Consider the following 23,233-nt stretch of genomic DNA (forward strand, 5'->3'; position numbering starts at 1 on the left):
CCCTAACCCTGTTGCCGAGCAGTGTGCCATGCCACCTCAGCGCAGAGAACAGCACTCTGCATTTTTCAGAGTGCCCCTTGCCAAGTGTCACGGATGGGTGGAAGGTAGGTCGGTGAACGCCAGCACATGCGGCTGTCGCGCGCGACGCCGCTTCCCCACTGTGAGGAACCGGTCGTGGCACTTGGTAACGCGCTCGTCCCGCAGCTCATAGCCGCGGCTCCCGCTGTCTCCGTCGCCGATGTCCGCCGGTACTCGTTCGAGCTGACCGCTCGCCCCGAGTCCGCCGGCGCCGCCCGTCGCCATACCGCCGAGCTCGTGACCCGCTGGGGCCTGGGCGACGAGCTGGGCGACGAGGCGGCGCTGGTGATCTCGGAACTCGTCACCAACGCCGTCGTCCACACCGCGGGCACCCAGGTGTCCTGCGAACTCTGCTTCTCCGACGGCCAGTTGACGGTCGCGGTCCGCGACCAGGGGTACGGGTCCTGCGGGCCCACCCTGTGCGACGCGGCCGCCGGCGAGGAGCGCGGGCGCGGCTTGCTGCTGGTCGACGCGCTCAGCGTGGCATGGGGCGCGCACGACGTTCCGCAGGGCCCCGGACGCATCGTCTGGGCCCGGCTCGGGGCGGGCCGAGCGTGTTGAGAGGTTCACGGACTCTTCTGTCCAGAGGCGGCCAGGAACAGGCTGGGGGGCCTTGGGGGCCTGGCTCGCACGGGGGCGCCGGAGCGATCGGCGGCGGCGTACTGGTGCCGCCGCCGTCGCTCCCGGCGCTCCAGGGCATCGACGCGGTGGGCGTGCCCGCCGCATACGGCTTCCGGGTGCTGTCCCGGCTGCCGCGCTCGGGCTGCGTCTTCGCGGACCCGGACTGCTGGTGGTGGCTGGTCCCCTCGGGCTCCGACCATGAGCTGACCTGGCCGCATCCGGCCCATTACGCCCCGGGCGCCCGCGTCCCGGAGACCGTCGGCCGCCGGCTGATCCACACCCCGGACGGCCCGACCCCGTACACCCCTCCGATCCCGCTGTACCTGGTGGTTTGCCAGCTGACTGGAACGGCACCGGCATGGAACTGACGCGCGCACTCGCCGACCCGGGCTGGGACGTCCTCCCCCGCCCCATCGACCGCTCTCCCCGGCGCGGGCTCAGCCCGTCGTCAACCCCTGCGCCGCCCTGACCAGCGCTTCCAGGACCGGCCTGAGCAGCGGATGGTGCTCGGCGCCGCTGCGTACCGCCGCGAAGACGCGGCGGGTGGCGGCCGGGCCCGCGACCGGGCGTACCACCGTGTTCTTCTGCTCCATGCCGCGCAACGCCGAGCGGGGCACCAGGGCCACGCCCGCACCCGCTCCGGCCAGCGCCGCGACCGCGCGGAAGTCGTCCGAGGAGTGGATCAACTTCGGCTCGAATCCCGCGAGTTCACAGGCGAGGAGCACCACGTCGTGGCACGGGTTGCCGGGGTAGGGGCCGATCCAGTCGTCCTCGGACAGGGCCGAGAGCCGCACCTCGGGCGCGTGCGCCAGGGGATGGTCGGCGGGGAGCACCGCGTCGAAGGGCTCCGCGTAGAGCGGCACCCGGACCAGACGCCGGTCGTCCTCGCGGGGCGCGCCCCGGTACTCGACCGCGAGGGCGAGATCCGCCTCCCCGTCCAGGACCATCGGCAGCGACTCGTCCCCCTCCACGTCCCGCACCCGCACCCGGATCGCGGGGTGCGTCCCGCGCAGCCGGGCCACGGCCGGGGCCAGGACCTCGGCGATACCGGTCGCGAAGGCCGTCACGGTCACGTCTCCGGCCTCGCCGCCCGCGTACGCGGCCAGCTCCGCCTCGGCCCGCTCCAGCTGCGCGAGGACCGCGTTGGCGTGCTCCAGCAGGATCTCGCCGGCCGCGGTGAGCCGTACGCCCTTGCCGCTGCGGATCAGCAGGGTGTGGCCGGTCTCCTGCTCCAGGGCGGCGAGCTGCTGGGAGACGGCCGAGGGGGTCAGATAAAGCGCTGCGGCCGCGGCGGTCACCGTACGGTGGTCCGCCGCGGCGCGCAGGATACGGAGCCGGCGCGGGTCGATCACCCGGCCATTGTCGCCCGGGCGTCGACGAACGCCGCAACAGCCCGCTCCACGTCCGCCGTGGAGTGCGCGGCCGAGAGCTGGACCCGGATACGGGCCTGGCCCATCGGGACGACCGGGTAGGAGAAGCCGATCACGTAGACACCGCGCTCAAGGAGCAGCTCGGCCATGCGGGCGGCTTCGGCCGCGTCGCCGATCATGACGGGCGCGATGGCGTGGTCGCCGGGCAGGATCTCGAAGCCCGCCTCGGTCATCTTCGTACGGAAGAGCGAGGTGTTGGCCGCGAGCTTGTCGCGCAGGTCGCCCGCCGACTCAAGGAGGTCGAGGACCTTGAGGGAGGCGGCCGCGATCACCGGGGCCAGCGAGTTCGAGAACAGGTACGGGCGCGAGCGCTGGCGCAGCAGGGCGACGATCTCGGCGCGGGCCGCGACATAGCCGCCGGAGGCGCCGCCGAGCGCCTTGCCGAGGGTGCCGGTGATGATGTCGACGCGGTCCATCACGCCGTGCAGCTCGGGCGTGCCACGCCCGCCGGGGCCGACGAAGCCCACCGCGTGCGAGTCGTCGACCATGACCATCGCGTCGTAGCGGTCGGCGAGGTCGCAGATCTCCTGGAGCGGGGCGACATAGCCGTCCATCGAGAAGACACCGTCGGTGACGATGAGGCGGCGGCGCGCGCCCGACGCCTCCTTGAGCTTCGCCTCCAGCTCGGCCATGTCGCGGTTGGCGTAGCGGTAGCGGGCGGCCTTGGACAGGCGGATGCCGTCGATGATCGAGGCGTGGTTGAGGGCGTCGGAGATCACCGCGTCCTCGGCGCCGAGCAGGGTCTCGAAGACACCGCCGTTGGCGTCGAAGCAGGACGAGTAGAGGATCGTGTCCTCCTGGCCGAGGAACGCCGACAGACGCGCCTCCAGCTCCTTGTGGACGTCCTGGGTGCCGCAGATGAAGCGGACCGAGGCCATGCCGTAGCCCCAGCGGTCCAGCGCCTCCTTGGCGGCGGCGATCACCTCGGGGTGGTCGGCGAGGCCCAGGTAGTTGTTGGCGCAGAAGTTCAGGACCTCGCCGGTGGGAACGGCGACCGAGGCGTTCTGCGGGGAGGAGATCACCCGCTCGGGCTTGAAGAGGCCGGCCTCGCGGATCTCGTCGAGGGTGTTCTTGAGGTCGTCGCGGACGGACGCGTACATGCTCAGGCTCCTAGATGCCGAGTAGCTGCCGAGTAGCTGCCGAGAAGGGGACTCAGACGGTCCAGTCGAGGATGATCTTGCCACTGCGGGCGGTGGCGGCCTCGTCGAAGGCCGCGTCGAAGTCCTGGTAGCCGTAGCTGCCGGTGATCACGGGACTGAGGTCGAGGCCGCCTTCGAGCAGCACCGTCATCGCGTACCACGTCTCGAACATCTCACGGCCGTAGATGCCCTTGACCGTGATCATCGAGGTGACGATCTTCGACCAGTCGACCGCGAACTCCTGGGCGGGCAGGCCGAGCATCGCGATCCGGCCGCCGTGCGTCATGTTGTCGATCATGTCGCGCATGGCCTCGGCGCGGCCGGACATCTCCAGGCCGATGTCGAAGCCCTCGCGCAGGCCCAGCTGGCGCTGCGCGTCCGCGATCGAGGACTGCGCCACGTTCACCGCGAGCGTGGCACCGGCCTTGCGGGCGATCTCCAGGCGCTCGGGGCTGACGTCGGTGATCACGACGTTACGGGCGCCCGCGTGCTTGGCCACGGCGGCGGCCATGATGCCGATCGGGCCCGCGCCGGTGATCAGGACGTCCTCGCCGACCAGCGGGAAGGAGAGCGCGGTGTGCACGGCGTTGCCGAACGGGTCGAAGATCGCGGCGACGTCGAGGTCGACCGGGGTGCGGTGCACCCACACGTTGGTGGCGGGCAGCGCCACATACTCCGCGAAGGCGCCGTTGCGGCCCACGCCCAGGCCGATGGTGGAGCGGCACAGGTGGCGCCGGCCCGCGAGACAGTTGCGGCACTTGCCGCAGACCAGGTGGCCCTCGCCGCTGACCAGGTCGCCGACCGCGATGTCCCGCACGTCCGTGCCGACCGCCGCGACCTCGCCGACGAACTCGTGGCCGAGGACGAGGGGGGTCTTGACCGCGCCCTGCGCCCAGCCGTCCCAGGAGCGGATGTGCAGGTCGGTGCCGCAGATGCCGGTGCGCAGCACCTTGATCAGCACATCGCCGGCGCCGTACTCCGGCTCCGGGACGTCCATGAGCCACAGTCCGGGTTCGGCGTGCTGCTTGACAAGGGCCTTCATGGGCGGGGCTCCCGGCGCGTACAAAGGGGGCGAAAGGCCATGGATCCATGGCTGATCACTAATCTGCCGAGCGCGAGCGTTCCCGTCCATCGAGGATTTCTTAAACGGGGCAACAGCCGAGCTTCACGCGCGCCCCTCCGCACTCCCCCTTCACTCGCGTCACCGGCCGCGTCGGCTTGCGGAGTGCCGCCCGCCCATTGTCTAAGGTGTGCGCAGCGCGAAGAGGGGGGTACGGGTGGCGCGGATACGGGTGCCGGTCGGTGACGACGCGGCCCGGTGGGCGACGCGCGGGCGCTGCCGACGGGTGCTGTTCGTGGTCCACAACGTGACCTCCGCGACCCGGCTGCTCGATGTCCTGCCGCTCTTCCACGACGACCTGCGCGTGCAGTTGCTCGCCACCTGTACGGGGTCGTCCGCGTTCGAGGCGGGGGTGGCCGAGCTGCTGGCCGAGACCGGGGTGCCGGTGGTGCCGTGGGAGCAGGCCGTACGGACCCCGGTCGACCTCGCCGTCACGGCCAGCTTCGGCGGCCAACTGCACCGTATTCCCGGGAAGTTGGCGGTGCTGTCACACGGCGCTGGCTACAATAAAACGCTGGCCACACCGGGAGCCGGGAGCCGGGAGCCGGGAGCCGGGAGCCGGGAGCCGGGAGCCGCTCAGCGCAAGCAGGGCGCTCCTGTGTTCGGGCTTTCGCCCTCGTGGCTGCTGCATCACGGACGGCCCGTCGCCGACGCCATGGTGCTGTCCCACCCCGAACAGCTGAAGCGGCTGCGCGCGCACTGCCCGCAGGCCGCCCCGACCGCCGTGCTCGCCGGGGACCCCTGCTTCGACCGGATACTCGCGGCCCGGCCCCGGCGCGAGTCGTTCCGCCGGGCGCTGGGCGTGCACCGGGGCCAGCGGCTCGTCCTGCTGAACTCGACCTGGAACCCCGAGTCCCTGTTCGGTGACGCGGGCGACGACGTACTGCCCGCGCTCCTTCCCCGGCTCACCGCCGAACTCCCCGCCGACGAGTACCGCCTCGCCGCCGTCCTGCACCCCAACATCTGGCACGGCCACGGCCCCGGCCAGATCCGGTCCTGGCTCGACCGCGCCCGGCGTGGCGGACTGGCGCTCGTGGACCCGCTCGACGGCTGGCGCCAGGCGCTCCTCGCGGCCGACGCCGTCATCGGCGACCACGGATCCGTCAGCTACTACGCGGCCGCGCTCGGCACCCCGGTCCTGCTCGGCGCCGCCCCGCTCGACGGGCTCGACCCGCACTCCCCCGTGGCCGCGTTCGTGCGCGACGCCCCGCGCCTCGACCCGTACGCGCCGCTGCTCGGCCGGCTCGAACGCCTCCTCGCCGCGCACCGGCCGCTGCCCGGACCCGCCGCGCTGACCACCGCCGTGCCCGGCGAGTCCGCCGCCCGGCTGAGGACGCTCTTCTACTCGCTCATCGGCATCCCCGAGCCAACCGAGCCCGCCCTGCTCGAACGCCTTCCGTTGCCGCCGTACGAACCGCCGCTGCGCACGGCGCCGCTGCGTGTCCTCACCCGTCTCCTGGGCGACGGCGAGGTCGCCGTCACCCGCTATGCCGATCCCGCGTACGAGCCCGCTGGAGACGGTGAAGTGCACACCGCCGTACACGAGGAGACCCGCGATCCCGGTCAACTCGACCTGGCCGATGTGGTGTTGGGCCATGGAGCGCCCGACGACCCGCGTCTGGGGACGCCCGACGAGCGGGCCGCCGAAGCCCTCGCCCGACATCCCGGCTGCGCTCTCGCCGCGTATGTCACCGACGCCACCTCCTGCACCGTACGCACCCGCACGGGCGCGCTCGTACGGCTGGAGGGTGACCGGGGCGGGCCCGACCCCGCCGCGTACGCCTCGGCGCTGCACGCCTGGCTCGCGGCGGGCAAGTCGCTCGATGAACTCACCGGTCGGGGGCTGACCGTGCGGACGGGAGCGGTCGTCCACCAGGTCAGGGTGCGGGGCTGACGCAGCGCTCGCGCAGGGCCCGCAGCCGGGCGAGATGGTAGGCCGCGCGGTCCTTCTCCAGGGCCGCGATCGCCTCGTCGATCAGCGGCAGCGCGGCCGCCGCGTCGTCGCCGTCCAGATGCGTCTCGGCCAGGTCCGTGAGCGTACGGGCCGTGTTGTACGGCTCGGCCGTCTCGCGGAAGAAGCGCAGCGCGCTCTCCAGGCGCGCGATCGCCTCGGCGCGCCTGCCCTGGCCGCGCAGCGCCCGGCCCCGGTGGCGCTCCAACAGGGCGCGGGCGCGCGGCAGATCGGCCGCGCCCTCGTCGTCGGGGCCGATCCCGGCGAGCAGCGCGTCCGCCGCCTCGAACCGTTCGTACGCCTCCTCGAAGCGCCACTGCCGCAGCCGCAGCAGGCCGAGCGACTCCACGGCGGTGGCCCGCCCGCGTACGTGTCCGGCGCGCCGCTCCGCCTCGGCGGCGGCCAGGAACTCCGCCTCCGCCTCGTCCCAGCGCCCGAGTTCGGTCAGGTCGAGGCCGAGGAGGGTGTGCATACGTCCGGCGGCGCGCGAGCCGGGGTCGCGGGCGTCGGCGGCGCGGACGCCCGCCCGCAGCGCGGGCAGGAGTTCGTCGTGGCAGCCCATCTTGAGCTGGAGCGGCCACAGCGCCTCATTGAGCTCGCACACCGCGTCCGTGTCGCCGAACTCCTCGGCCGCGTACACCGCTTCGAGCAGATTGCCGAGCTCGGCGCGGAGCGCGTCCAGCGCCTCGCCCGCGTCCTGGTAGTCGCCCGCGCGCAGTGCGCCGGCCCGGGCGCCGATGCGCCAGCTCTGACTCAGTGCGGCGAGGCTCGCCCGTACCGCGAACTCCGTATGCCATGCCACGGCCCGCCGCAGCGCGGCCGAGCAGGCCGCGATGCCGTCCTCGCGGACGGCGGCCGCCTCGGCGTGCGCACGGACGCCGGGGCGGTAGGCGCAGCGCTCGCCGTCCTGCTCCAGGAGCCTCAGCTCCACGAGTTCGGCGAGGTGAGCGGCGGCCTCGTCACGCGAGATGTCGAGGGTCGCGGCGGCCGCCTCCGGGCCGATCGCGGGCCAGGCGCGCAGCGCGAGCAGCCGGTAGGCGCGGGCGGTGGCGGGCGTCAGGGTGCGGTACGTGTCCTCGATCGCGGTACGCACCGGGTCGTCCGGGGACGGCGCCGCCGAGGTGTGGAGGAGCCGGGGCGCGGCCGCGCGCAGGGCGTACGGCGAGCCCGCGCAGCGCCGCAGCACACCCGGCAGCGCCGCCTTCGCCTCGGCGACCGCCCGCTTGCCCGCCACCTGCGTCAGCAGCCGGACCGCGTCCTTGTCGGTGAGCGGGCCGACGGCGACCGGTACCGCGTCAAGACCCGCGAGCGGGCGCCGGGCGACGACGACGGTGAACACGCCGGGCGCGGAGCTGAGCAACGGCCGGATCTGCGCGGCCGAATGGGCGTGGTCGAGCACGATGAGCAGCCGCCGCCCGGCCACCGCACGCCGGAACGCGTCGGCCCGCTCGTCCGCGCCCGGCGGGATCTCCTCGCGCGCCATACCCAGCCGGTCCAGGAGCTGCCGCAGGGCGGTGGCGGCGTCGAGGGCGCCCGCCACAGAGCCGCCGCGCAGATCGAGGTGGAGCTGTCCGTCGGGGAAGCGCGCGGCCTCGCGGCATCCCCAGTGCAGGGCGAGCGCGCTGGTCCCAATGCCCTCGGGCCCGTACAGCAGGACGAGCCGGGGGCGGCCGTCAGCCTTGCGGTCGGCCTCCTTGTCGAGGGCCTTCAGGGCTTCCTTGCGGTCGGTGAAGAACCGTGTGGAGGCGGGGAGTTGGGGGACTCCGAGGGCGAGGCCGGGCGCCGGTGCAGTAAGCGCGAAGGCCGACCACGCGCGGGCGAGGTCCGGGTCGCGGCGGGCGCCCTCGCGCACCAGCCGTGCCACCGCCTCCAGTTCAGCGGGATCCCGGGGCGCGGGTACCTCGCGGCCCGCGACGCGCCGGACCAGGCCGCCCGCCGACTCCCAGGCCCGCTTGCCCGCCTCGTTCGCCATCCCGGATCCGACGGCACCGAGCACCGCCGTGACCGCCGACACCGACAGCGTCTCCAGCATGCCGCACTCCCCCGCTCCAGATCCCGGTCGGGCTCACGCTAGCAACAGGTGGTGGAGCAGACGGAGTTCACGAGTGATGACTCCCGGTCAGCTTTCGGTCCCCCGACAGGGTCAGCTTTCCGTGCCCGGCCCGGTCGCCGCCACGACCTTCAGGTGGCCGCGGCCCCGCCACGCGGCCAGCGGCCGGGCGCGGCGCTTGCGGCCGCTCGTCCCGCGCAGCACCAGCGTCACCCGGCGCAGCCCCAGCTTCCCCAGCTTCCCCGACGACTCGTCGACGATCCGGCACTCCACCACGTCCCAGCCCGGGTCGGGGTGGCGCAGCGCGCGTACGGAGCCGTCGTGGTCCACCGCGGCCGGGCCGACCATGCGCATCCAGTGCGGCAGGCCCTGCTGGTAGGCAGCGCTCATCAGCGGGTCGTCGGCGATCTCGCTGCGGACCGCGCTCAGTTCCGGGTGGTCGGGATCCTGCTCCAGGGCCGACGAGAGCTGCGCGAGCATCGGCAGACACCAACCCGTCTCGTGCTGGGCGAGCACGGAGCCCGCGTTGGGGTGGAAGAGCACGAACCGGAGGAAGTTGTCACGCGGCATGGCGCTCGCGTGCGGGCCGACCGCGCGGAACAGCGTGTGGTACGCGGTGTTGGCGTGCAGCACGTTCCAGCCCCGGTCGACCAGGAACGACGGTAAGTCGGTGGCGTCCATCATCGCTATGTGGTCGTCCACATACGCGCGCGTATCGGCGTCCCACTCCTCGGCTGCGGTGCCGCCCGGTACGTTCTGCGGTACCGGGCCGACCGACCTGTTCACCAACGGTTCTTCCACCATCGAGAACGCGACTCCTCTTGCAGGCACGCGGTGCGCCTGCCGTCCTCCACGTCCTCGTGCCACAGAGGTCGATCTTCGCACCGTGTTGCGATCCTGCTCCCGTCGGCAAGACAATGTCAACCATCGTGGCATTCAAGCCCGAGAACGCCTCAAATACGCCACAGCTGTGGCAAGTTCTGGTTGTATAGACCGGGAACAAGTAGCCTCCGGACAGCTTCACTGCATGTTCGAGCGGTACGGAGCAACTCGTGTGATCTAGGAGAATTACTGGTGACGGACGGCTTCTCGGATCCGGGACCAGCGGCCACGGGCCCCCTGGGGGCCATCGCCGCCCGCGTCGACGAACTGGCCCGCAAGCTCGGAATGAGCCAGGCCGAGGTCTTCGACGTCCACCAACTCTCCGAGGCCTCGGGGGTTCCGGCCGATGTCGTCCAGGCCCTGCTCGACGGCGAAGAGGCCGGTGAGCCGGACCTCCAGGCACGGTTCCTCCAGCGGTTCTCACTGCTGCGCCGCTCCCGGCTGAAACCCAACGGGCGTCCGTACACCCAGCAGGAGATCGCCGACGGCGCCGGTATGTCACGGCAGCAGGCGGGCGCGCTCATCAACGGCGACCGGCGCCCCACCATGGAGCACTGCGACGCCATCCAGCGGTTCTTCAAGGTGCACGCCGGCTATCTCACCGCCGACGACGCCGAGGCACTGGCCGACGCGCTGCTGCGTACCGAACAGGAGCTGCTGCACACCTTCGCCGCGCGTGAGCAGGAACGCGAGCAGGAACGGGAGCGCGACACACCTTCCCCGGCCGCCGAGGACCCGCTGGAGAAGCTGCTCCAGGACCACGGTGTGCGCGGCATCGCCTGGCGGGCCGCCCAACTGCCCACGGACAAGCACCGGGACAAGGTCGCCGAGTGGCTGGACATGCTCCTGGAGAGCGTGAAGCGCACGGATACCTGAGCGCGCGCCGTCCCGGTGCCCGATCGCGCCCCGCCCAGGATTTGGGCGGGGAATGCGATCTTCCATAGGATCCGGCGATGATCACCAGAAAACGGCTGGCGGCCGGGGTGTGCGCGCTGCTCGCCACCCTCGCCACCGGTATCCTCCCGGCCGACGCGGTCGCGGACGACGGACCGCCCGCGCAGAAGGCCGCCCCGAAGGTCGAGCTGGTGCTCGACGTCAGCGGGTCCATGCGCGCCCGTGACATCGACGGCCAGTCCCGGATCTCCGTCGCCAAGCAGGCGTTCAACGACGTACTGGACTCGACCCCGCCCGAGGTCGAGCTCGGTATACGCACGCTCGGCGCCAACTACCCCGGCGACGACCGCCAGGTCGGCTGCAAGGACACCCGCCAGCTGTACCCGGTCGGCCCGCTCGACCGCACCGAGGCCAAGACCGCCGTCGCCACCCTCGCCCCGACCGGCTGGACGCCGATCGGCCCGGCGCTCCAGGGCGCGGCGCAGGACCTCAAGGGCGGCGACTCGACCCGCCGGATCGTCCTCATCACGGACGGCGAGGACACCTGCGCCCCGCTCGACCCGTGCGAAGTGGCCCGCGACATCGCGGCGCAGGGCATCCACCTGGTCATCGACACGCTCGGCCTCAACCCGGACGCCAAGACCCGCGACCAGCTCACCTGCATCGCCCAGGCGACCGGCGGCACGTACACCTCGGTGCAGCACAAGGACGAGCTCAAGGACCGCGTGAAACAGTCGGTGGACCGCGCCGCCGACCCCGTGGTCGTCCCGGTCGCCACCAACGGCGCCGCGAGCTGCGAGAGTGCGCCCGCGCTCAAGTCCGGCCTGTACACCGACCGTGAGACCTTCGGCGAGCACCGCTGGTACAAGGTCGACGTCAAGCCCGGCCAGGAGCTGCGCGCTTCGGTCAGCGTCGGCGCCGACCGCGCGGTCAACAACGACTACGGCGTCCTGATGAGAGCCGTCACCCAGCACGGCCGCGAGATCGTGCGGGGCTCCGAGGCGGGCGACGGCCGCACCGACCTCGTCTCGACCGGACTGCGCTACCCCAAGGCGAAGTCCAAGGACGACAAGACCCCCGAGACCGTCTGCCTCCAGGTCAGCAACTCCTTCTCGGCGCCCGCGTCCGTGAAGACCACGCCGGGCATGCCGGTCGAGCTGGCCGTCGACGTGGTGGACGGCCCCGACCAGGCCTCGGACGTCGCCGCCTTCGGCCTCGGCCGCGGCTGGTGGCTGCTCGGCGTCCTGGTGCTCACCGGCTTCGTCGCCGGTCTGCTCTGGGGCTGGATCTCGCGCTGGCGTGTGGCGGTCTGGAGGACCAACTGATGCGTACGACAAGGACGGTGGCGGCCGCGCTGCTCACCGGCGCGGCCCTGCTGAGCACGGCGCCCCCGGCCCTGGCCGACTCGCCTTCCCCCAGCCCGAGCAAGAGCAGGAGCGAGGGCGCGCCGACGGTGGCGGGCACCACGTTCCGTACCGCCACGACCGTCAAGCAGGGCCAGAAGGCCACGGCCGACGCCTCCAGCGGTGACTACCTGTACTGGGTCTTCCCCGCCGACGCCGGCCAGCGGCCCACCGTGGACGCCACGGTGACCCTGCCGTCGACGGGCCGCCATGAGACCACGACGTGGCGGATCGACGTGTACGACGGGCTGCGCCGCCGCCAGCCGTGCATGTACGGCATGCAGTCGCGCTCGGCCGCGGCGGATGCCACATCTGTGGCACTCTCCTGCACCCTGCGCCCGGTGCGGGCGTGGGCGGACACCTGGTCCACCGACCCGCTGCCGGGCAGCTACTACGTACGGCTCACCGCCGTCGGACTGCCCGCCGCCGACCGGGGTCTGCCGGTCAAGGCCGAGATGACGCCGACCACGGTGAAGGCGGGCGGCGCCCACGCGGTCGACGGCACCCTCTCCACCCCGCTGGGAGCGGGCGGCCCGAAGGCCGAACCGGATGACGGCTGGTCGTCGGGCTGGTGGACCGACCGCTGGATCTGGACGGCCGTCGGCGGCGTGCTCGGCGCCCTCGCCGGTGTCGCGGGCTACGCCCTGACGCGCGGCCGTGGCCGCCCGTCGTACGTACCCCGAGGCTGACACACCGTCACTCCGCCCGCGCCACATGGTGCGGGCGGAGTGCGTTCACCGGTCAGTGGAAGGCGAGAAAGACCGTCTCCCGCTCGCCCTGAAGACGGACGTCGAAGCGATAGCCCCGCAGGTCCGCCTCCGCCAGCAGGGTCCGCCGCCGCTCGGGCTCCAGCGCGTCGAGCAGCGGGTCGGAGGCCTCCCTCAGATACACCCGCGTGAACAGGTGGTGCGGCAAGCCGCGCGCGAAGACGGCCACCGAGAGATACGGGACCGATCCCGGCGCCAGCGTGCGTACGGCCCAGTGGCCCTCCGCGTCCGTCGGGACCCGGCCGAAGCCGGTGAAGTCGGCCCCGTTACGGGCGAGGGAGCCCGCCCTGCCGGTCCGGGAGCCGTCGGGCGCGGGCTGCCAGAACTCCAGGAACGCGTCCGGTACGGGATCGCCCGCCCCGTCGTACACATGGCCATGCACAGTGATCGCGTCCGGGTGGTCCGGCGGGGCCATCGCGGCGCCGCCCTCGAACGGCAGGACCTCGCCGTAGAACGGCCCGATGGTCTGGAACGGCGTGGGCCGCGCGTCCATCAGTGGTCACCGTCCTCGAACCGGGTGGCCGAGGGGCCGTCGAGCACGATGTCCCAGCGATACCCCAACGAGCTGTGCGGGACGGACCGTTCGGGGTCGTACGCCGCCACCAGACGCTCCCGCGCCCCCTCGTCACCGGCCGAGTGCAGGATCGGGTCGAAGGCCAGCAGCGGGTCGCCGGGGAAGTACATCTGGGTGATCATCCGCTGGGTGAAGGCGGTCCCGAACAGCGAGAAGTGGATGTGCGCGGGACGCCAGGCGTTCTCGTAGTGCTCCCAGGGGTAGGCGCCCGGCTTGATCGTGGTGAAGGCGTAGCGGCCCTCGGCGTCGGTCAGACAGCGCCCGTGACCCGTGAAGTTGGGGTCGAGCGGCGCGCGGTTCTGGTCGAGCCGATGGGCGTAGCGCCCGGAGGCGTTGGCCTGCCAGATCTCCACCAACTGCCCTAACACGGGCCGCCCTTGGCGGTCGGTGATCCGGCCGCTCACGGTGATGCGCTCACCCATGGGCTCACCCGGATGGTGGACCGTCAGATCGTGGTCGCGCTCGGACACGTCCGTGCCGCCGAAGACCGGCCCGTACAGCTCGACGGCCTCGGGGTCGCGCACCGGCAGCGGCTTGCGGTGCGGATACCGCAGCGGAACGCCCCGGTACGGAGGGATGTCGCGGTGATTCAGCGTCATGTAAGCCTCCTTCACGCTGATTTGAGAGCGTTCAGCTCCACCAGCTCGGTCTCCGTGGGCGGCGCCGTCACCTCGACCCGGTCCGCCGTCCGCAGCGGCCACCCGGTCGCCTCGCGGACCTGCTCGACGCTCACCCCGGGGTGCACCTGCGTCAGGACCAGTTCGGCGGTCGCCGGGTCCGGGCGCAGCACGCCCAGGTCGGTGATGACGGCGGTCGGGCCCCGGCCGCGCATCCCGTACCGGGCGCGGTCGCCCGGGCCGGTGCCATGGCCGAGCGTAGTGACGAAGTCCAGGTGCTCCACGAGGGCGCGCGGTGAGTGCCGCAGCACGATCAGCACCTCGCCGCAGTGCGCGGCGATCTCGGGCGCCCCGCCCGCGCCGGGCAGCCGCCCCGGTGGACGCCCTGGACCCCGGTCCACCTCGGTCGTGTTGATGTTGGCGTGCCGGTCCAGCTGGGCGGCGCTCAGGAATCCGACGTCGACGCGCCCGCCCTGGAGCCAGTAGGAGAACATCTCCGGTACGGAGACAAGTGTGTCGGCGGTCTCGGCGAGTTCGCCGTCGCCGATGGAGAGCGGCAGCCGGGACGGCTTGGCGCCGATGACACCGGACTCGTAGATGAGGACCAGGCCGGGGTTGTGCAGGCGGCGGGCGAGGTTGGCCGCCGTGGACGGCAGCCCGATCCCGACGAAACAGGTTCTCGCCCCCGCCAGCGCCCGCGCCGCGTTGATCTCCATCAGCACGGCGCCGCCCGGCCCTTCGCTCATCCGGTCACACACTCCTTGAGCCATTGGCAGAACACCTCACGGTCGCGGGAGACCCGGTCCCACTCCCGGTAGTAGTCGTTGTCCCGTTCGGAGTACCCGGCCGCGTACGAGGGATGGGCCCCGCCCGGCACCACCGCCACCGCGTCGACGACCCAGCCCGGCAGCACCACGCCGCCCGGGTGCGGCTCCAGTTCGCGGACCAGCTCCTCGACGGTGACCAGCACCCGGTCGGCCGCCAGCACGGCCTCCTTCTGCACCCCGGCGAGCCCCCACAGCTGGACGTTGCCCTCCAGGTCGGCCTGCTGGGCGTGGATGACCGTGACGTCCGGGTTGACCGCCGCGACCGCCGCCAGCTCCTCACCGGTGAACGGGCAGTTGACGGTTGACACCGTTGTCGTACGCCGGTCGTGGCCGGTGCCGCGATAGCCGCGCAACAGCGCGAACGGCATCCGGGAGGCGCCCGCCGTATAGCGGTTGGCCATCCCGGCGTGGCTGTGCTCGTCCAGCTCCAGCGGTCTGGGCCAGCCGTTCTCGACGGCGTCGCGGAAGCGGTGCAGCGAGCCGACGCCCGGGTTGCCGCCCCAGGAGAACACCAGCTTCCGTGCCAGTCCGGCCCCGATCAGCTGGTCGTAGATCACATCCGGAGTCATCCGTACGAGCGTGAGATCGGTGATCCCCTGCCGGATGACCTCGTGCCCCGCGGCGAACGGAATGAGATGGGTGAACCCCTCCATCGCGACGGTGTCCCCGTCGTGGATCAGGTCGGCCACGGCGTCCCGCAGCCCTCGGATCTCGGCCATTGCTTCCCCCTGCCCCGAAACTCCCCGTAGCGGTAGGCTCAGTGTTTAGTCAGTGCACTGAGCACCTACCGCTTCCGAAGCTAACCGGGCGGGTCCGACGGGTCAACACCCTCAGTACGCTGAACACTTGACCGTACGCGGTTGACCGAAAGCGCTCGCCCCGGCGGCCGACGAGAGGAACACGCCGTGTCCGCAGTCGACTTGAGCGGCCACCCCGGACATCTGGCCCGGCGGCTCCAGCAGGCCCACCATCTGCTCTGGACGACGATGGTCTCCGAGCAGACCACCTCGCCCCAGTTCGCCGTCCTCAACACGCTGGTCGCCGACCCGGGCCTCGATCAGCGGACCGTGGGCGAGCGGGTGGGCCTCGACCGTTCGACCATCGCCGAGGTCGTCAACCGTCTCACCCGACGCGGGCTGCTCCGCAAGAAGCGCGACCCGCACGACGGCCGGCGCTCCCTGCTCGCGGTGACCGAGGAGGGCCGCGCCCTGCACCGCGAACTGACCGCCCGTACGGCCCACATGAACCAGGTCTTCCTCGCCCCGCTGGCCCCCGCCGAACAGACCGCCTTCCTCGACCTGCTGCGCCGGGTCGCCGACGCGGCGGCCGACGGCTTCCGGGACGCCGACGAACAGGCCGAGGCGAGCTGATCGGGCGAGCCGGTCCGCCCGGCGGACCGCCCGGGGCGCCAAACTGATCGCGTACGTACGGGAGTCCGCGCCGCCGAAGGAGAACGCCATGTCCACCACCGCTTCGGAACACCCCACCGTCGCCGTCCTCGGCACCGGCATCATGGGCGCGGGCATGGCCCGCAGTCTGCTGCGGGCCGGGCTGCCGGTACGCGTCTGGAACCGTACGCAGGCCAAGGCCCAGCCCCTCGCCGCCGACGGGGCGAGCGTGTGCGCGAGCCCCGAGGAGGCGGTGCGCGGGGCGGACGTGGTGCTGACGATGCTGCACGACGGCCCCTCGGTCGCCGAGACGATCGACGCGGCGGCTCCCGGCCTCGCCCCCGGCGCCCTGTGGCTCCAGTCCGCCACGGTCGGCCCCGAGGCGACCGTCGAACTGGCCGGGCGCGCGACCGAGTTGGGGCTCGTCTATCTGGACGCGCCGGTGGCCGGAACCCGGCTCCCGGCCGAGCAGGGCAAGCTCACCGTGTTCGTCGCCGGGCCGTCCGGCGCCCGCGCGGCCGTCGCGCCCGTACTCGACGCCATCGGGCAGCGCACGGTGTGGGCGGGCGAGGAGCCGGGCGCGGCCTCGCAGCTGAAGCTGGTCGTCAACACCTGGGTGATCAACCTGGTGAACGGCATCGCCGAGTGTCTGAACCTGGCCGAGGGCCTGGACCTCGACCCGAAGGTGTTCCTGGACGCGATGGCGGGCGGCCCGCTGGACAGCCCGTATCTCCAGAGCAAGTCGGCGGCCCTGCTCTCCGGCGACCTCGCCCCGAGCTTCGCGCTCTCCACCGCGCTCAAGGACGCCCGGCTGATCCTGGAGGCGGCCGAACAGACCGGTGTGCGGCTCGACTTGGTGGAGGCGTCCGCGGCCCGGTTCACCCGGGCGCGGGCGGCCGGTCACGGCGACGAGGACATGATCGCGACGTTCTTCGCGGGCCGCCCCGAGCAGCCGTGACCGGCCGGAGGTTCAGCCGGCCTCGCGCCGCATCGGCGGCTCCTGCGGGGTCGGCTTGACCGGGCCGAACAGCACCGCCTTCGCGATGCGCGGGGCGAACAGCGCCGAGATCGGGGCGCTCAGATACACCACATCGCGGAAGACCTTGCTGATCACCGGGTCGCCGGTGGCCCGGGCCTCCACGCGCCCGAGGTACCACCCGGAGACCCGGTCGGCCACGGTGCTGCGCGCCGCGCTGCCCGTCGCGGTCGGCATGTTCTTGTCCGATCCGGCCGAGACGTCCCACGCCTGCCGCGACGCCGCGAACATCGCCTTCTGGACGCGCCGGGTCGTCGGTGTACGGCGGCTGTCGCCGAGCACGTCGCGCAGCGCGAGGGCGCTGAAGGCGGCGACCGTCATGCCCTGGCCGTAGATAGGGTTGAAGACGCACTGCGCGTCACCGGTGGCCAGGAACCCGGCGGGGCGGCGGCCCGGACGGTCGTAGCGGCGGCGGATGTTGGCGGTGGTGCGGTAGGCGATCGCGGTCGAGTCGCCCTTGGCCGCGTCCAGCCAGTTGCGGACGACCGGGTGCGGCAGCCGGTCGGCGTACTCGGTGAACCCCCGGTCGTCCAGCGGCGGTTCGGCGCCGCGCAGACCCGAGAGCGTGACCGTCCACCGGTCGTCCTCGATGGGCAGCACGACCGCGCCGAACGTCTGGGCCGGGTTGGGGACGATGAACTGGCCACGCACATCGCTGTCGCCGTCTCCCTCCTCGCCCGTGCGGTAGAGGCGGGTCGCGTACGCGAGGCCGGTCTCCAGGGTCTCCTCGACGGCCGGTTCGGCGCCGATGGCGGTCAGCCAGTCGGCGGCCTTGGTACCGCGGCCCGAGGCGTCGACCACGAGGTCGGCGGCGAGCCGTTGCGGCTCCCGGCCCACGGCGGCGGCCGCCGCGCCGCGTTCGCGCAGCAGCACGCCGCGTACGCGTGCGGCGTCGCCCACCAGGCCGACGGTCTCGGTGCCCTCGACGACCTCGATGCGGGGGTTGGCCAGCACCCGGCGGCGCACCAGCCATTCAAGGAGGGGCCGCGTGGGCGTGATGAAGTGCGCGGTCTCCTCGGTGCGGCGGAACCAACGCCCGCCCTGCCACTGCACTATGTCGTTGGGCGCGCCGACGCGGGGCGCGCCGTGCGCCATCAGCTCGTCGGTGAAACCGGGCAACAGGGTGTCGTACGCCCCTTGGCCGCCCGGGATCAGCACATGGGTGTGGCGGCTCTGCGGCACCCCGCCTCGTGGCTCAGGACCGTCGGGCAGCCGGTCGCGCTCGACGATGGTCACCCGCTCCGCGTGGTCCGCGAGCACATGGGCCGCGAGCAGCCCCGCCAGACTTCCCCCGATGACGACCGCGTGCCGTGCCCCCGCCCGGCCCGCGCCCCTCCCGTTCACCGTGTCCACCAACGTCAATCCCCTTGCTCGGCGCGATCTCCGGCCGACCAGTATGACGCGCCGCACGGCCCGGAACCTGCCTGAGCCATACGATTTGGCCCGATCCGACCGTTCGCTCGGCAAAGGTCAGGAACCATGGAACGCACCGGCCGCATGGACCGCACGCAACCCCCGCATCCCAGGATCGGCGGCTTCACCTACCGCCGGGTACCGGTCGCCGAGGCGGTGTCGCTCCACGTGGCCGTCGGCGGCTCCGGACCGCCCGTGGTCCTCCTTCACGGCTTTCCGCAGACACATCTGATGTGGCGTCATGTCGCCCCGGAGCTGGCGGCCGACCACACGGTGATCTGCCCCGATCTGCGCGGCTACGGCGACAGCGACAAGCCGCTCGACACCGACGGTCTCGCGTACGCGAAGCGGACGATGGCCGCCGACATCGTCGCCCTCGCCCGCGCGCTCGGCCATGACCGGTTCGCGCTCGCCGGGCACGACCGGGGCGCGCTCGTCGCCATCCGCGCCGGGCTCGACCATCCGGGCGCCGTCACCCATCTCGCCTCGCTCGACGTGGTGCCGACCCTAGACACCTGGGAGGTGCTGCGCGGCACGTCCGGCGCGGTCGGGTTCCCGCTCTATCTGATGGCCCAGCCGCCGGGTCTGCCGGAGCGGATGATCGCCGCCACCGCCGACGATTTTTTCGGCCACTACCTCGATCTGTGGACCCGCGACCCGGACGCGATCCCCGCCGAGGTGCGCGCCGCCTATCTGCGGGCCTGCCGGGCCGCCGTCCCCTCGATCGTCGCCGACTACCGCGCCTCGGCGCACATCGACGTGGAGCACGACGCCGCCGACCGCCGCTCGGGCAACCGGCTGCGCATGCCGGTGACGGTCGTCCAGCAGGACTGGGGTGCGGCGCCGGGCGTGGACGCGGCCGAGCTCTGGCGCGACTGGGCCCCGGATCTGGTCCACCGGACCGTCTCCTGCGGCCACTTCATGGCCGAGGAGTCCCCCGCCGAGGTCGTCCGCGCCCTGCGCGAACTCCTGACACGCTGAACCGGGCCGCCCCTACAAAGGGGACGACCCGGCCGCGTACACCAAAGATCAGGCGGTCAGGATCGCCGGGTCGCTCACGCCCTCCGCGCCCGTCTCCACATGCCCGGCGAACCGCCGCAGGAACGCGCTGTCGGTGCTGGACACCACCGACACGTCGTACCAGCGCTTGCTCGCCAACAGGTCGACGCAGTACGTGACGGTCGCGCCCGGCTGGACGGTGAGCGCGCGCGACGCCCCACCGTATCCGTTGGTCACCGTCAGACGGGCGCTCGACGAGCCCGCGTTGGTGAAGGTCAGATCGAGGTTGCCGGTGGCCGCGTTGTGACGTGCCGTCACCTCCGGGCCCGCGGTCTTGCCCGCGTTGCGGAAGGTCCGCAGGAAGCCGTTCGGGCCGAACACGCTGAGGTCGGTGGTGCCCTTGGAGTACGCGGTGTTCCACGTGTCCGAGAGCGTCTTGCCCGCCTCGGTCGTGTACGTCCACGGCCCGTCCGTACGGTTGGCGGAGGTGACCAGGAACTGCGCGCCCGAGGCGGTGCCGCCGCTGAACTTCAGCGTGAACTTGCCGGTGCTCGCGTTCGCCGAGCCGTCCACGCACGGCGCGTACCGCAGCGGCCGGGTCCGGCGCGAGCCCGGCTCCTGCTTGGGCATGGTGCCGGTGGTGGGCGGGACCGGCACGAAGTCGGGGTGGCGGTTGTGGTCCGGCGGCACATACGCGTCCGTCGACGGCAGCCCGGCCGGGGCCGTAGTCGAGCGGGTGAAGTCGAACGCGGACGTCAGGTCACCGCAGACCGCCCGCCGCCAGGGCGAGATGTTGGGCTCCTGGACACCGAAGCGGCGCTCCATGAACCGGATGATCGAGGTGTGGTCGAAGGTCTCCGAGCAGCTGTAACCGCCGGTCGACCAGGGCGAGACCACGAGCATCGGCACCCGCTGGCCGAGGCCGTAGGGACCGGCCGCGTGGGTGAGGTCGCCGCCGTAGTAGTCGGCCGAGGTGGCGACCGTGGACAGGCCCTGGTTGGCCGAGGACGGCGGGAACGGCGGCACGACGTGGTCGAAGAAGCCGTCGTTCTCGTCGTACGTGATGAACAGCGCGGTCTTCGCCCACACATCGGGGTTGGCGGTGAGCGCGTCGAGCACCTGGGAGATGTACCAGGCGCCGTAGTTCGCGGGCCAGTTGGGGTGCTCGGTGAACGCCTCGGGCGCCACGACCCAGGAGATCTTCGGCAGCGTACCGGCCTTGACGTCGGCCTTCAGAACGTCGAAGAACCCGTCGCCCGCCTTGGCGTTGGTGCCGGTGCGGGCTTTGTCGTAGAGCGGGTCGCCGGGCTTGGCGTTGCGGTAGGTGTTGAAGTACAGCAGCGAGTTGTCGCCGTAGTTGCCGCGGTAGGCGTCGTTGATCCAGCCCCAGCCGCCGGCCGCGTCCAGGCCGTCGCCGACGTCCTGGTAGATCTTCCAGGACACCCCGGCCTTCTCCAGCCGCTCGGGGTAGGTCGTCCAGCCGTACCCCTTCTCGTCGTTGCCGAGGACGGGCCCGCCGCCGGTGCCGTCGTTCCCGGTGAACCCGGTCCACATGTAGTAGCGGTTCGGGTCGGTGGAGCCGATGAACGAGCAGTGGTAGGCGTCGCAGATGGTGAAGGCGTCGGCCAGCGCGTAGTGGAAGGGGATGTCCTCGCGCGTCAGATACGCCATGGTCGTGGACGTCTTCGCGGGCACCCACTGGTCGTACTTGCCGTTGTTGAACGCCTGGTGGCTGCCGGCCCAGTCGTGGTTGAGGTCCTGGATGAACTGCAGGCCCAGGTTGTCGGCCTTGGGCCGGAACGGCAGCACCTCCTTGCCGTTGCCCTGCTGGTGCCAGACCGACTTGCCGCTCGGGAGGTTGACCGGACGCGGGTCGCCGAAGCCGCGTACGCCCTTCAGCGAGCCGAAGTAGTGGTCGAAGGAACGGTTCTCCTGCATCAGGACGACGATGTGCTCGACGTCCTGGATGCTGCCCGTGGTGCCCTGGGCCGGGATGGCGGCGGCGCGGGCGATGCTGTCGGACAGCATGGTGAGGGCCGCGGTACCGCCGGCGAGCTGGAGGAACCGGCGCCGATTGAGTTCAGCCATGAGTGAGGAGACCTCTGCAAGCGTGTGGGGACAGAAGCGACTGGAGTGTTCCAAGAACAGCGAGGGTTACGGAAGGGCCAGTGGCGAATCGATGGCGCGCGGCGGTACGGAAGACGAACAGGCCCCGCCGCGAACGGCGGGGCCTGTGTCGGTCATGTCCGGAACTGTCCGTTCCGGGACGGCGTCTCAGTGGTGTTGGTGCTCCTGCTCGTGCTCGGCGCTGTGGAGCTGCTTGTACTCCTCGGCGGTCGCCTTCGGTACGTACGCGCCCTTGCCGTACAGGGCCTTGGCGAGCTTGGCCCGCAGCCGCTCGGAGCGCTTGACCTTGCGGCGTACGCCGTTCTCGTCGACCTCCGGGCCGATCTCGAAGGGCTCGGGCTGCTCGTGCTGGGTGAGCTTGTAGAGCTGCGCCGGAGTCATCGGTTCATGGACCTCGACGAACTCACCGTGCGGCAGCTTCTTGATGATGCCGCTCTCGCGGCCGTGCAGCGCCTTGTCCCGGTCGCGCAGCTGGAGGCCGTGGCAGATCCGTTTGGTGACGATGAAGGTGAGCGTCGGCACCAGGAAGAAGCCGATCCGCACGAACCAGGTGATCGAGTTGATGGAGAGATGGAAGTGGGTGGCCCACAGGTCGTTGCCGCCGCCGACCAGACACACGAAGTACATGGCGAGCCAGGCGGTGCCGAGCCCCGTGCGGACCGGGTGGTTGCGCGGCCGGTCCGCGATGTGGTGCTCGCGTTTGTCCCCGGTGATCCATGCCTCGATGAATGGATACGCGCCGATCGCGGCCAGCAGCAACGGGAAGAGCGTGAACGGGATGAGGACGCCGAGGGCGAGCGTATGGCCCCAGGCGTTGATCTCCCATCCCGGCATCACCCGGATCAGTCCCTCGGAGAAGCCCAGATACCAGTCGGGTTGGGCGCCGGTCGAGACCATGTCGGGACGGTAAGGACCCATCGCCCAGACCGGGTTGATGCTCGCCACCGCGCCCATGATCGTCAGCAGCCCGAAGACGAGGAAGAAGAAGCCGCCCGCCTTCGCCGTGTAGACCGGCATCAGCGGCGCGCCCACCACGTTCTTCTCGGACCGTCCGGCCCCGGCGAACTGGGTGTGCTTGTGGTAGAAGACCAGGATCAGATGGGTCACCACCAGACCCAGGATCAGCCCCGGCAGCAACAGGATGTGCACCGAGTAGAGCCGCGGAATGATGTCGTGGCCCGGGAACTCCCCGCCGAAGAGGAAGAACGAGAGATACGTGCCGATCACCGGGATCGACAGGATCGCGCCGTCCGCGAACCGGATGCCCGTACCGGACAGCAGGTCGTCGGGGAGCGAGTAGCCGGTCAGTCCGGTGATCAGCGCGGTGAACAGGATCGTCCAGCCGAACAGCCAGTTGAGCTCGCGCGGCTTGCGGTAGGCACCGGTGAAGAACACCCGCATCATGTGCACCAGGAGACCGGCGCAGAAGACCAGCGCCGCCCAGTGGTGCACCTGCCGGATGAGCAGCCCGCCGCGCACCTCGAAGCTGAGGTCGAGCGTCGACTCATAGGCCCGCGTCATCCGTACACCGTTCAACGGGGTGTACGCGCCGTGGTAGACGACCTCCACACCGCTCGGCTCGAAGAACAGCGTCAGATAGATACCGGTGAGAATGAGGACGATAAAGCTGTAAAGGCAGATCTCGCCGAACATGAAGGACCAGTGGTCCGGGAAGATCTTGCGCATCTGGCTCTTGGCGAGTGAGTAGATGCCCAGGCGCCCGTCCGCCCAGTCGGCCAGCTTCTCGCCCTTGCCCGGCTCCGCCGGCCGTGCAGTGTTCTCCGTGCCGCTCTGAGTACTGCTGCTCATGCGTCTCCCCCTAAAGGCAATGCTGTCCCTTCGAGGCCTGTAACAGGGTAGACACCGGCATGCGTGGGCCAACAGCCCCTACCCGGACGCGAGTTGAGTGACGCAGCC

Annotated in this window: 21 protein-coding genes; 9 read left to right on the plus strand and 12 right to left on the minus strand. The window is 71.6% G+C overall.

What is annotated here, in order from left to right; all coding sequences use genetic code 11:
* Positions 1-174: 174 nt before the first annotated feature.
* Positions 175-639: an ATP-binding protein gene (locus ACT1U9_RS03080; protein WP_444536809.1), complete on the plus strand. Its 465-nt coding sequence runs from the start codon at positions 175-177 to the stop codon at positions 637-639.
* Between the two features lie 104 nt (positions 640-743).
* Positions 744-1,067, plus strand: a complete 324-nt coding sequence (locus ACT1U9_RS03085; protein WP_444536810.1) for a hypothetical protein — start codon at positions 744-746, stop codon at positions 1,065-1,067.
* A 69-nt stretch (positions 1,068-1,136) separates the two neighbouring features.
* Here the strand turns inward: ACT1U9_RS03085 and ACT1U9_RS03090 are convergent, their stop codons facing one another.
* The 3 genes from ACT1U9_RS03090 to tdh are packed head-to-tail and all read right to left on the minus strand — an operon-like array spanning position 1,137 to position 4,310.
* Positions 1,137-2,051 carry a LysR family transcriptional regulator gene (locus ACT1U9_RS03090; protein ID WP_444536811.1) on the minus strand — a complete coding sequence of 305 codons (915 nt, stop codon included), beginning with the start codon at positions 2,049-2,051 and terminating at the stop codon, positions 1,137-1,139.
* Positions 2,048-3,229: a glycine C-acetyltransferase gene (locus ACT1U9_RS03095; RefSeq protein WP_444536812.1), complete on the minus strand. Its 1,182-nt coding sequence runs from the start codon at positions 3,227-3,229 to the stop codon at positions 2,048-2,050. Before ACT1U9_RS03095 ends, ACT1U9_RS03090 begins: the two co-directional genes overlap by 4 nt.
* Positions 3,230-3,281: 52 nt before the next feature.
* Complete coding sequence (gene tdh, locus ACT1U9_RS03100) at positions 3,282-4,310, minus strand: L-threonine 3-dehydrogenase (RefSeq protein ID WP_444536813.1); 1,029 nt, start codon at positions 4,308-4,310, stop codon at positions 3,282-3,284.
* 208 nt (positions 4,311-4,518) lie between these two features.
* Here tdh and ACT1U9_RS03105 point away from each other — a divergent pair, with 208 nt between their 5' ends.
* A complete protein-coding gene (locus ACT1U9_RS03105) occupies positions 4,519-6,282 on the plus strand; it encodes a hypothetical protein (RefSeq protein ID WP_444536814.1) in 1,764 nt (587 codons plus the stop codon).
* Here ACT1U9_RS03105 and ACT1U9_RS03110 read toward each other — a convergent pair.
* The gene (locus ACT1U9_RS03110) at positions 6,266-8,371 is read right to left on the minus strand and encodes a tetratricopeptide repeat protein (RefSeq protein WP_444536815.1); all 2,106 of its coding nucleotides are present in this window, start codon (positions 8,369-8,371) and stop codon (positions 6,266-6,268) included. The genes ACT1U9_RS03105 and ACT1U9_RS03110 overlap by 17 nt on opposite strands.
* Before the next feature lie 111 nt (positions 8,372-8,482).
* Positions 8,483-9,193: an MmyB family transcriptional regulator gene (locus tag ACT1U9_RS03115; RefSeq protein ID WP_444536816.1), complete on the minus strand. Its 711-nt coding sequence runs from the start codon at positions 9,191-9,193 to the stop codon at positions 8,483-8,485.
* A gap of 270 nt (positions 9,194-9,463) precedes the next feature.
* On the opposite strand from ACT1U9_RS03115, the gene ACT1U9_RS03120 reads away from it, so the two are divergent.
* From ACT1U9_RS03120 to ACT1U9_RS03130, 3 genes are all read left to right on the plus strand, one after another.
* A complete protein-coding gene (locus ACT1U9_RS03120) occupies positions 9,464-10,147 on the plus strand; it encodes a helix-turn-helix domain-containing protein (RefSeq protein WP_444536817.1) in 684 nt (227 codons plus the stop codon).
* A gap of 77 nt (positions 10,148-10,224) precedes the next feature.
* A complete protein-coding gene (locus tag ACT1U9_RS03125; protein ID WP_444536818.1) occupies positions 10,225-11,490 on the plus strand; it encodes a VWA domain-containing protein in 1,266 nt (421 codons plus the stop codon).
* A complete protein-coding gene (locus ACT1U9_RS03130; RefSeq protein WP_444536819.1) occupies positions 11,490-12,257 on the plus strand; it encodes a hypothetical protein in 768 nt (255 codons plus the stop codon). The genes ACT1U9_RS03125 and ACT1U9_RS03130 overlap by 1 nt, the downstream gene beginning before the upstream one ends.
* A gap of 52 nt (positions 12,258-12,309) precedes the next feature.
* Here the strand turns inward: ACT1U9_RS03130 and pcaG are convergent, their stop codons facing one another.
* Genes pcaG through ACT1U9_RS03150 form a run of 4 tightly spaced genes read right to left on the minus strand, consistent with a single transcriptional unit; the run spans position 12,310 to position 15,072 of the window.
* A complete protein-coding gene (gene pcaG / locus ACT1U9_RS03135) occupies positions 12,310-12,828 on the minus strand; it encodes a protocatechuate 3,4-dioxygenase subunit alpha (protein ID WP_444536820.1) in 519 nt (172 codons plus the stop codon).
* On the minus strand, positions 12,828-13,508 hold the full coding sequence (gene pcaH / locus ACT1U9_RS03140; RefSeq protein ID WP_444536821.1) for a protocatechuate 3,4-dioxygenase subunit beta: 681 nt from the start codon (positions 13,506-13,508) through the stop codon (positions 12,828-12,830). Before pcaH ends, pcaG begins: the two co-directional genes overlap by 1 nt.
* Before the next feature lie 11 nt (positions 13,509-13,519).
* Complete coding sequence (locus ACT1U9_RS03145; protein WP_444536822.1) at positions 13,520-14,272, minus strand: CoA-transferase subunit beta; 753 nt, start codon at positions 14,270-14,272, stop codon at positions 13,520-13,522.
* Entirely contained in the window at positions 14,269-15,072 is an 804-nt protein-coding gene (locus ACT1U9_RS03150) for a CoA transferase subunit A (RefSeq protein ID WP_444536823.1), read from the minus strand. Before ACT1U9_RS03150 ends, ACT1U9_RS03145 begins: the two co-directional genes overlap by 4 nt.
* Positions 15,073-15,258: 186 nt before the next feature.
* Between ACT1U9_RS03150 and ACT1U9_RS03155 the strand changes: the two genes are divergently transcribed.
* Complete coding sequence (locus ACT1U9_RS03155) at positions 15,259-15,723, plus strand: MarR family winged helix-turn-helix transcriptional regulator (protein WP_444536824.1); 465 nt, start codon at positions 15,259-15,261, stop codon at positions 15,721-15,723.
* Between the two features lie 46 nt (positions 15,724-15,769).
* The gene (locus ACT1U9_RS03160; RefSeq protein WP_444538992.1) at positions 15,770-16,699 is read left to right on the plus strand and encodes an NAD(P)-dependent oxidoreductase; all 930 of its coding nucleotides are present in this window, start codon (positions 15,770-15,772) and stop codon (positions 16,697-16,699) included.
* A 12-nt stretch (positions 16,700-16,711) separates the two neighbouring features.
* Here the strand turns inward: ACT1U9_RS03160 and ACT1U9_RS03165 are convergent, their stop codons facing one another.
* A complete protein-coding gene (locus ACT1U9_RS03165; RefSeq protein ID WP_444536825.1) occupies positions 16,712-18,133 on the minus strand; it encodes an FAD-dependent oxidoreductase in 1,422 nt (473 codons plus the stop codon).
* A gap of 123 nt (positions 18,134-18,256) precedes the next feature.
* On the opposite strand from ACT1U9_RS03165, the gene ACT1U9_RS03170 reads away from it, so the two are divergent.
* The gene (locus ACT1U9_RS03170; RefSeq protein ID WP_444536826.1) at positions 18,257-19,171 is read left to right on the plus strand and encodes an alpha/beta fold hydrolase; all 915 of its coding nucleotides are present in this window, start codon (positions 18,257-18,259) and stop codon (positions 19,169-19,171) included.
* Between the two features lie 48 nt (positions 19,172-19,219).
* Here ACT1U9_RS03170 and ACT1U9_RS03175 read toward each other — a convergent pair whose 3' ends face one another.
* Positions 19,220-21,277, minus strand: a complete 2,058-nt coding sequence (locus tag ACT1U9_RS03175) for a phosphocholine-specific phospholipase C (protein WP_444536827.1) — start codon at positions 21,275-21,277, stop codon at positions 19,220-19,222.
* A 186-nt stretch (positions 21,278-21,463) separates the two neighbouring features.
* The gene (gene qcrB, locus ACT1U9_RS03180) at positions 21,464-23,125 is read right to left on the minus strand and encodes a cytochrome bc1 complex cytochrome b subunit (protein WP_444536828.1); all 1,662 of its coding nucleotides are present in this window, start codon (positions 23,123-23,125) and stop codon (positions 21,464-21,466) included.
* Between the last annotated feature and the right edge of the window lie 108 nt (positions 23,126-23,233).

Origin of the sequence: Streptomyces sp. BR1 (assembly GCF_052373795.1) — a bacterium.
GTDB lineage: Bacteria > Actinomycetota > Actinomycetes > Streptomycetales > Streptomycetaceae > Streptomyces.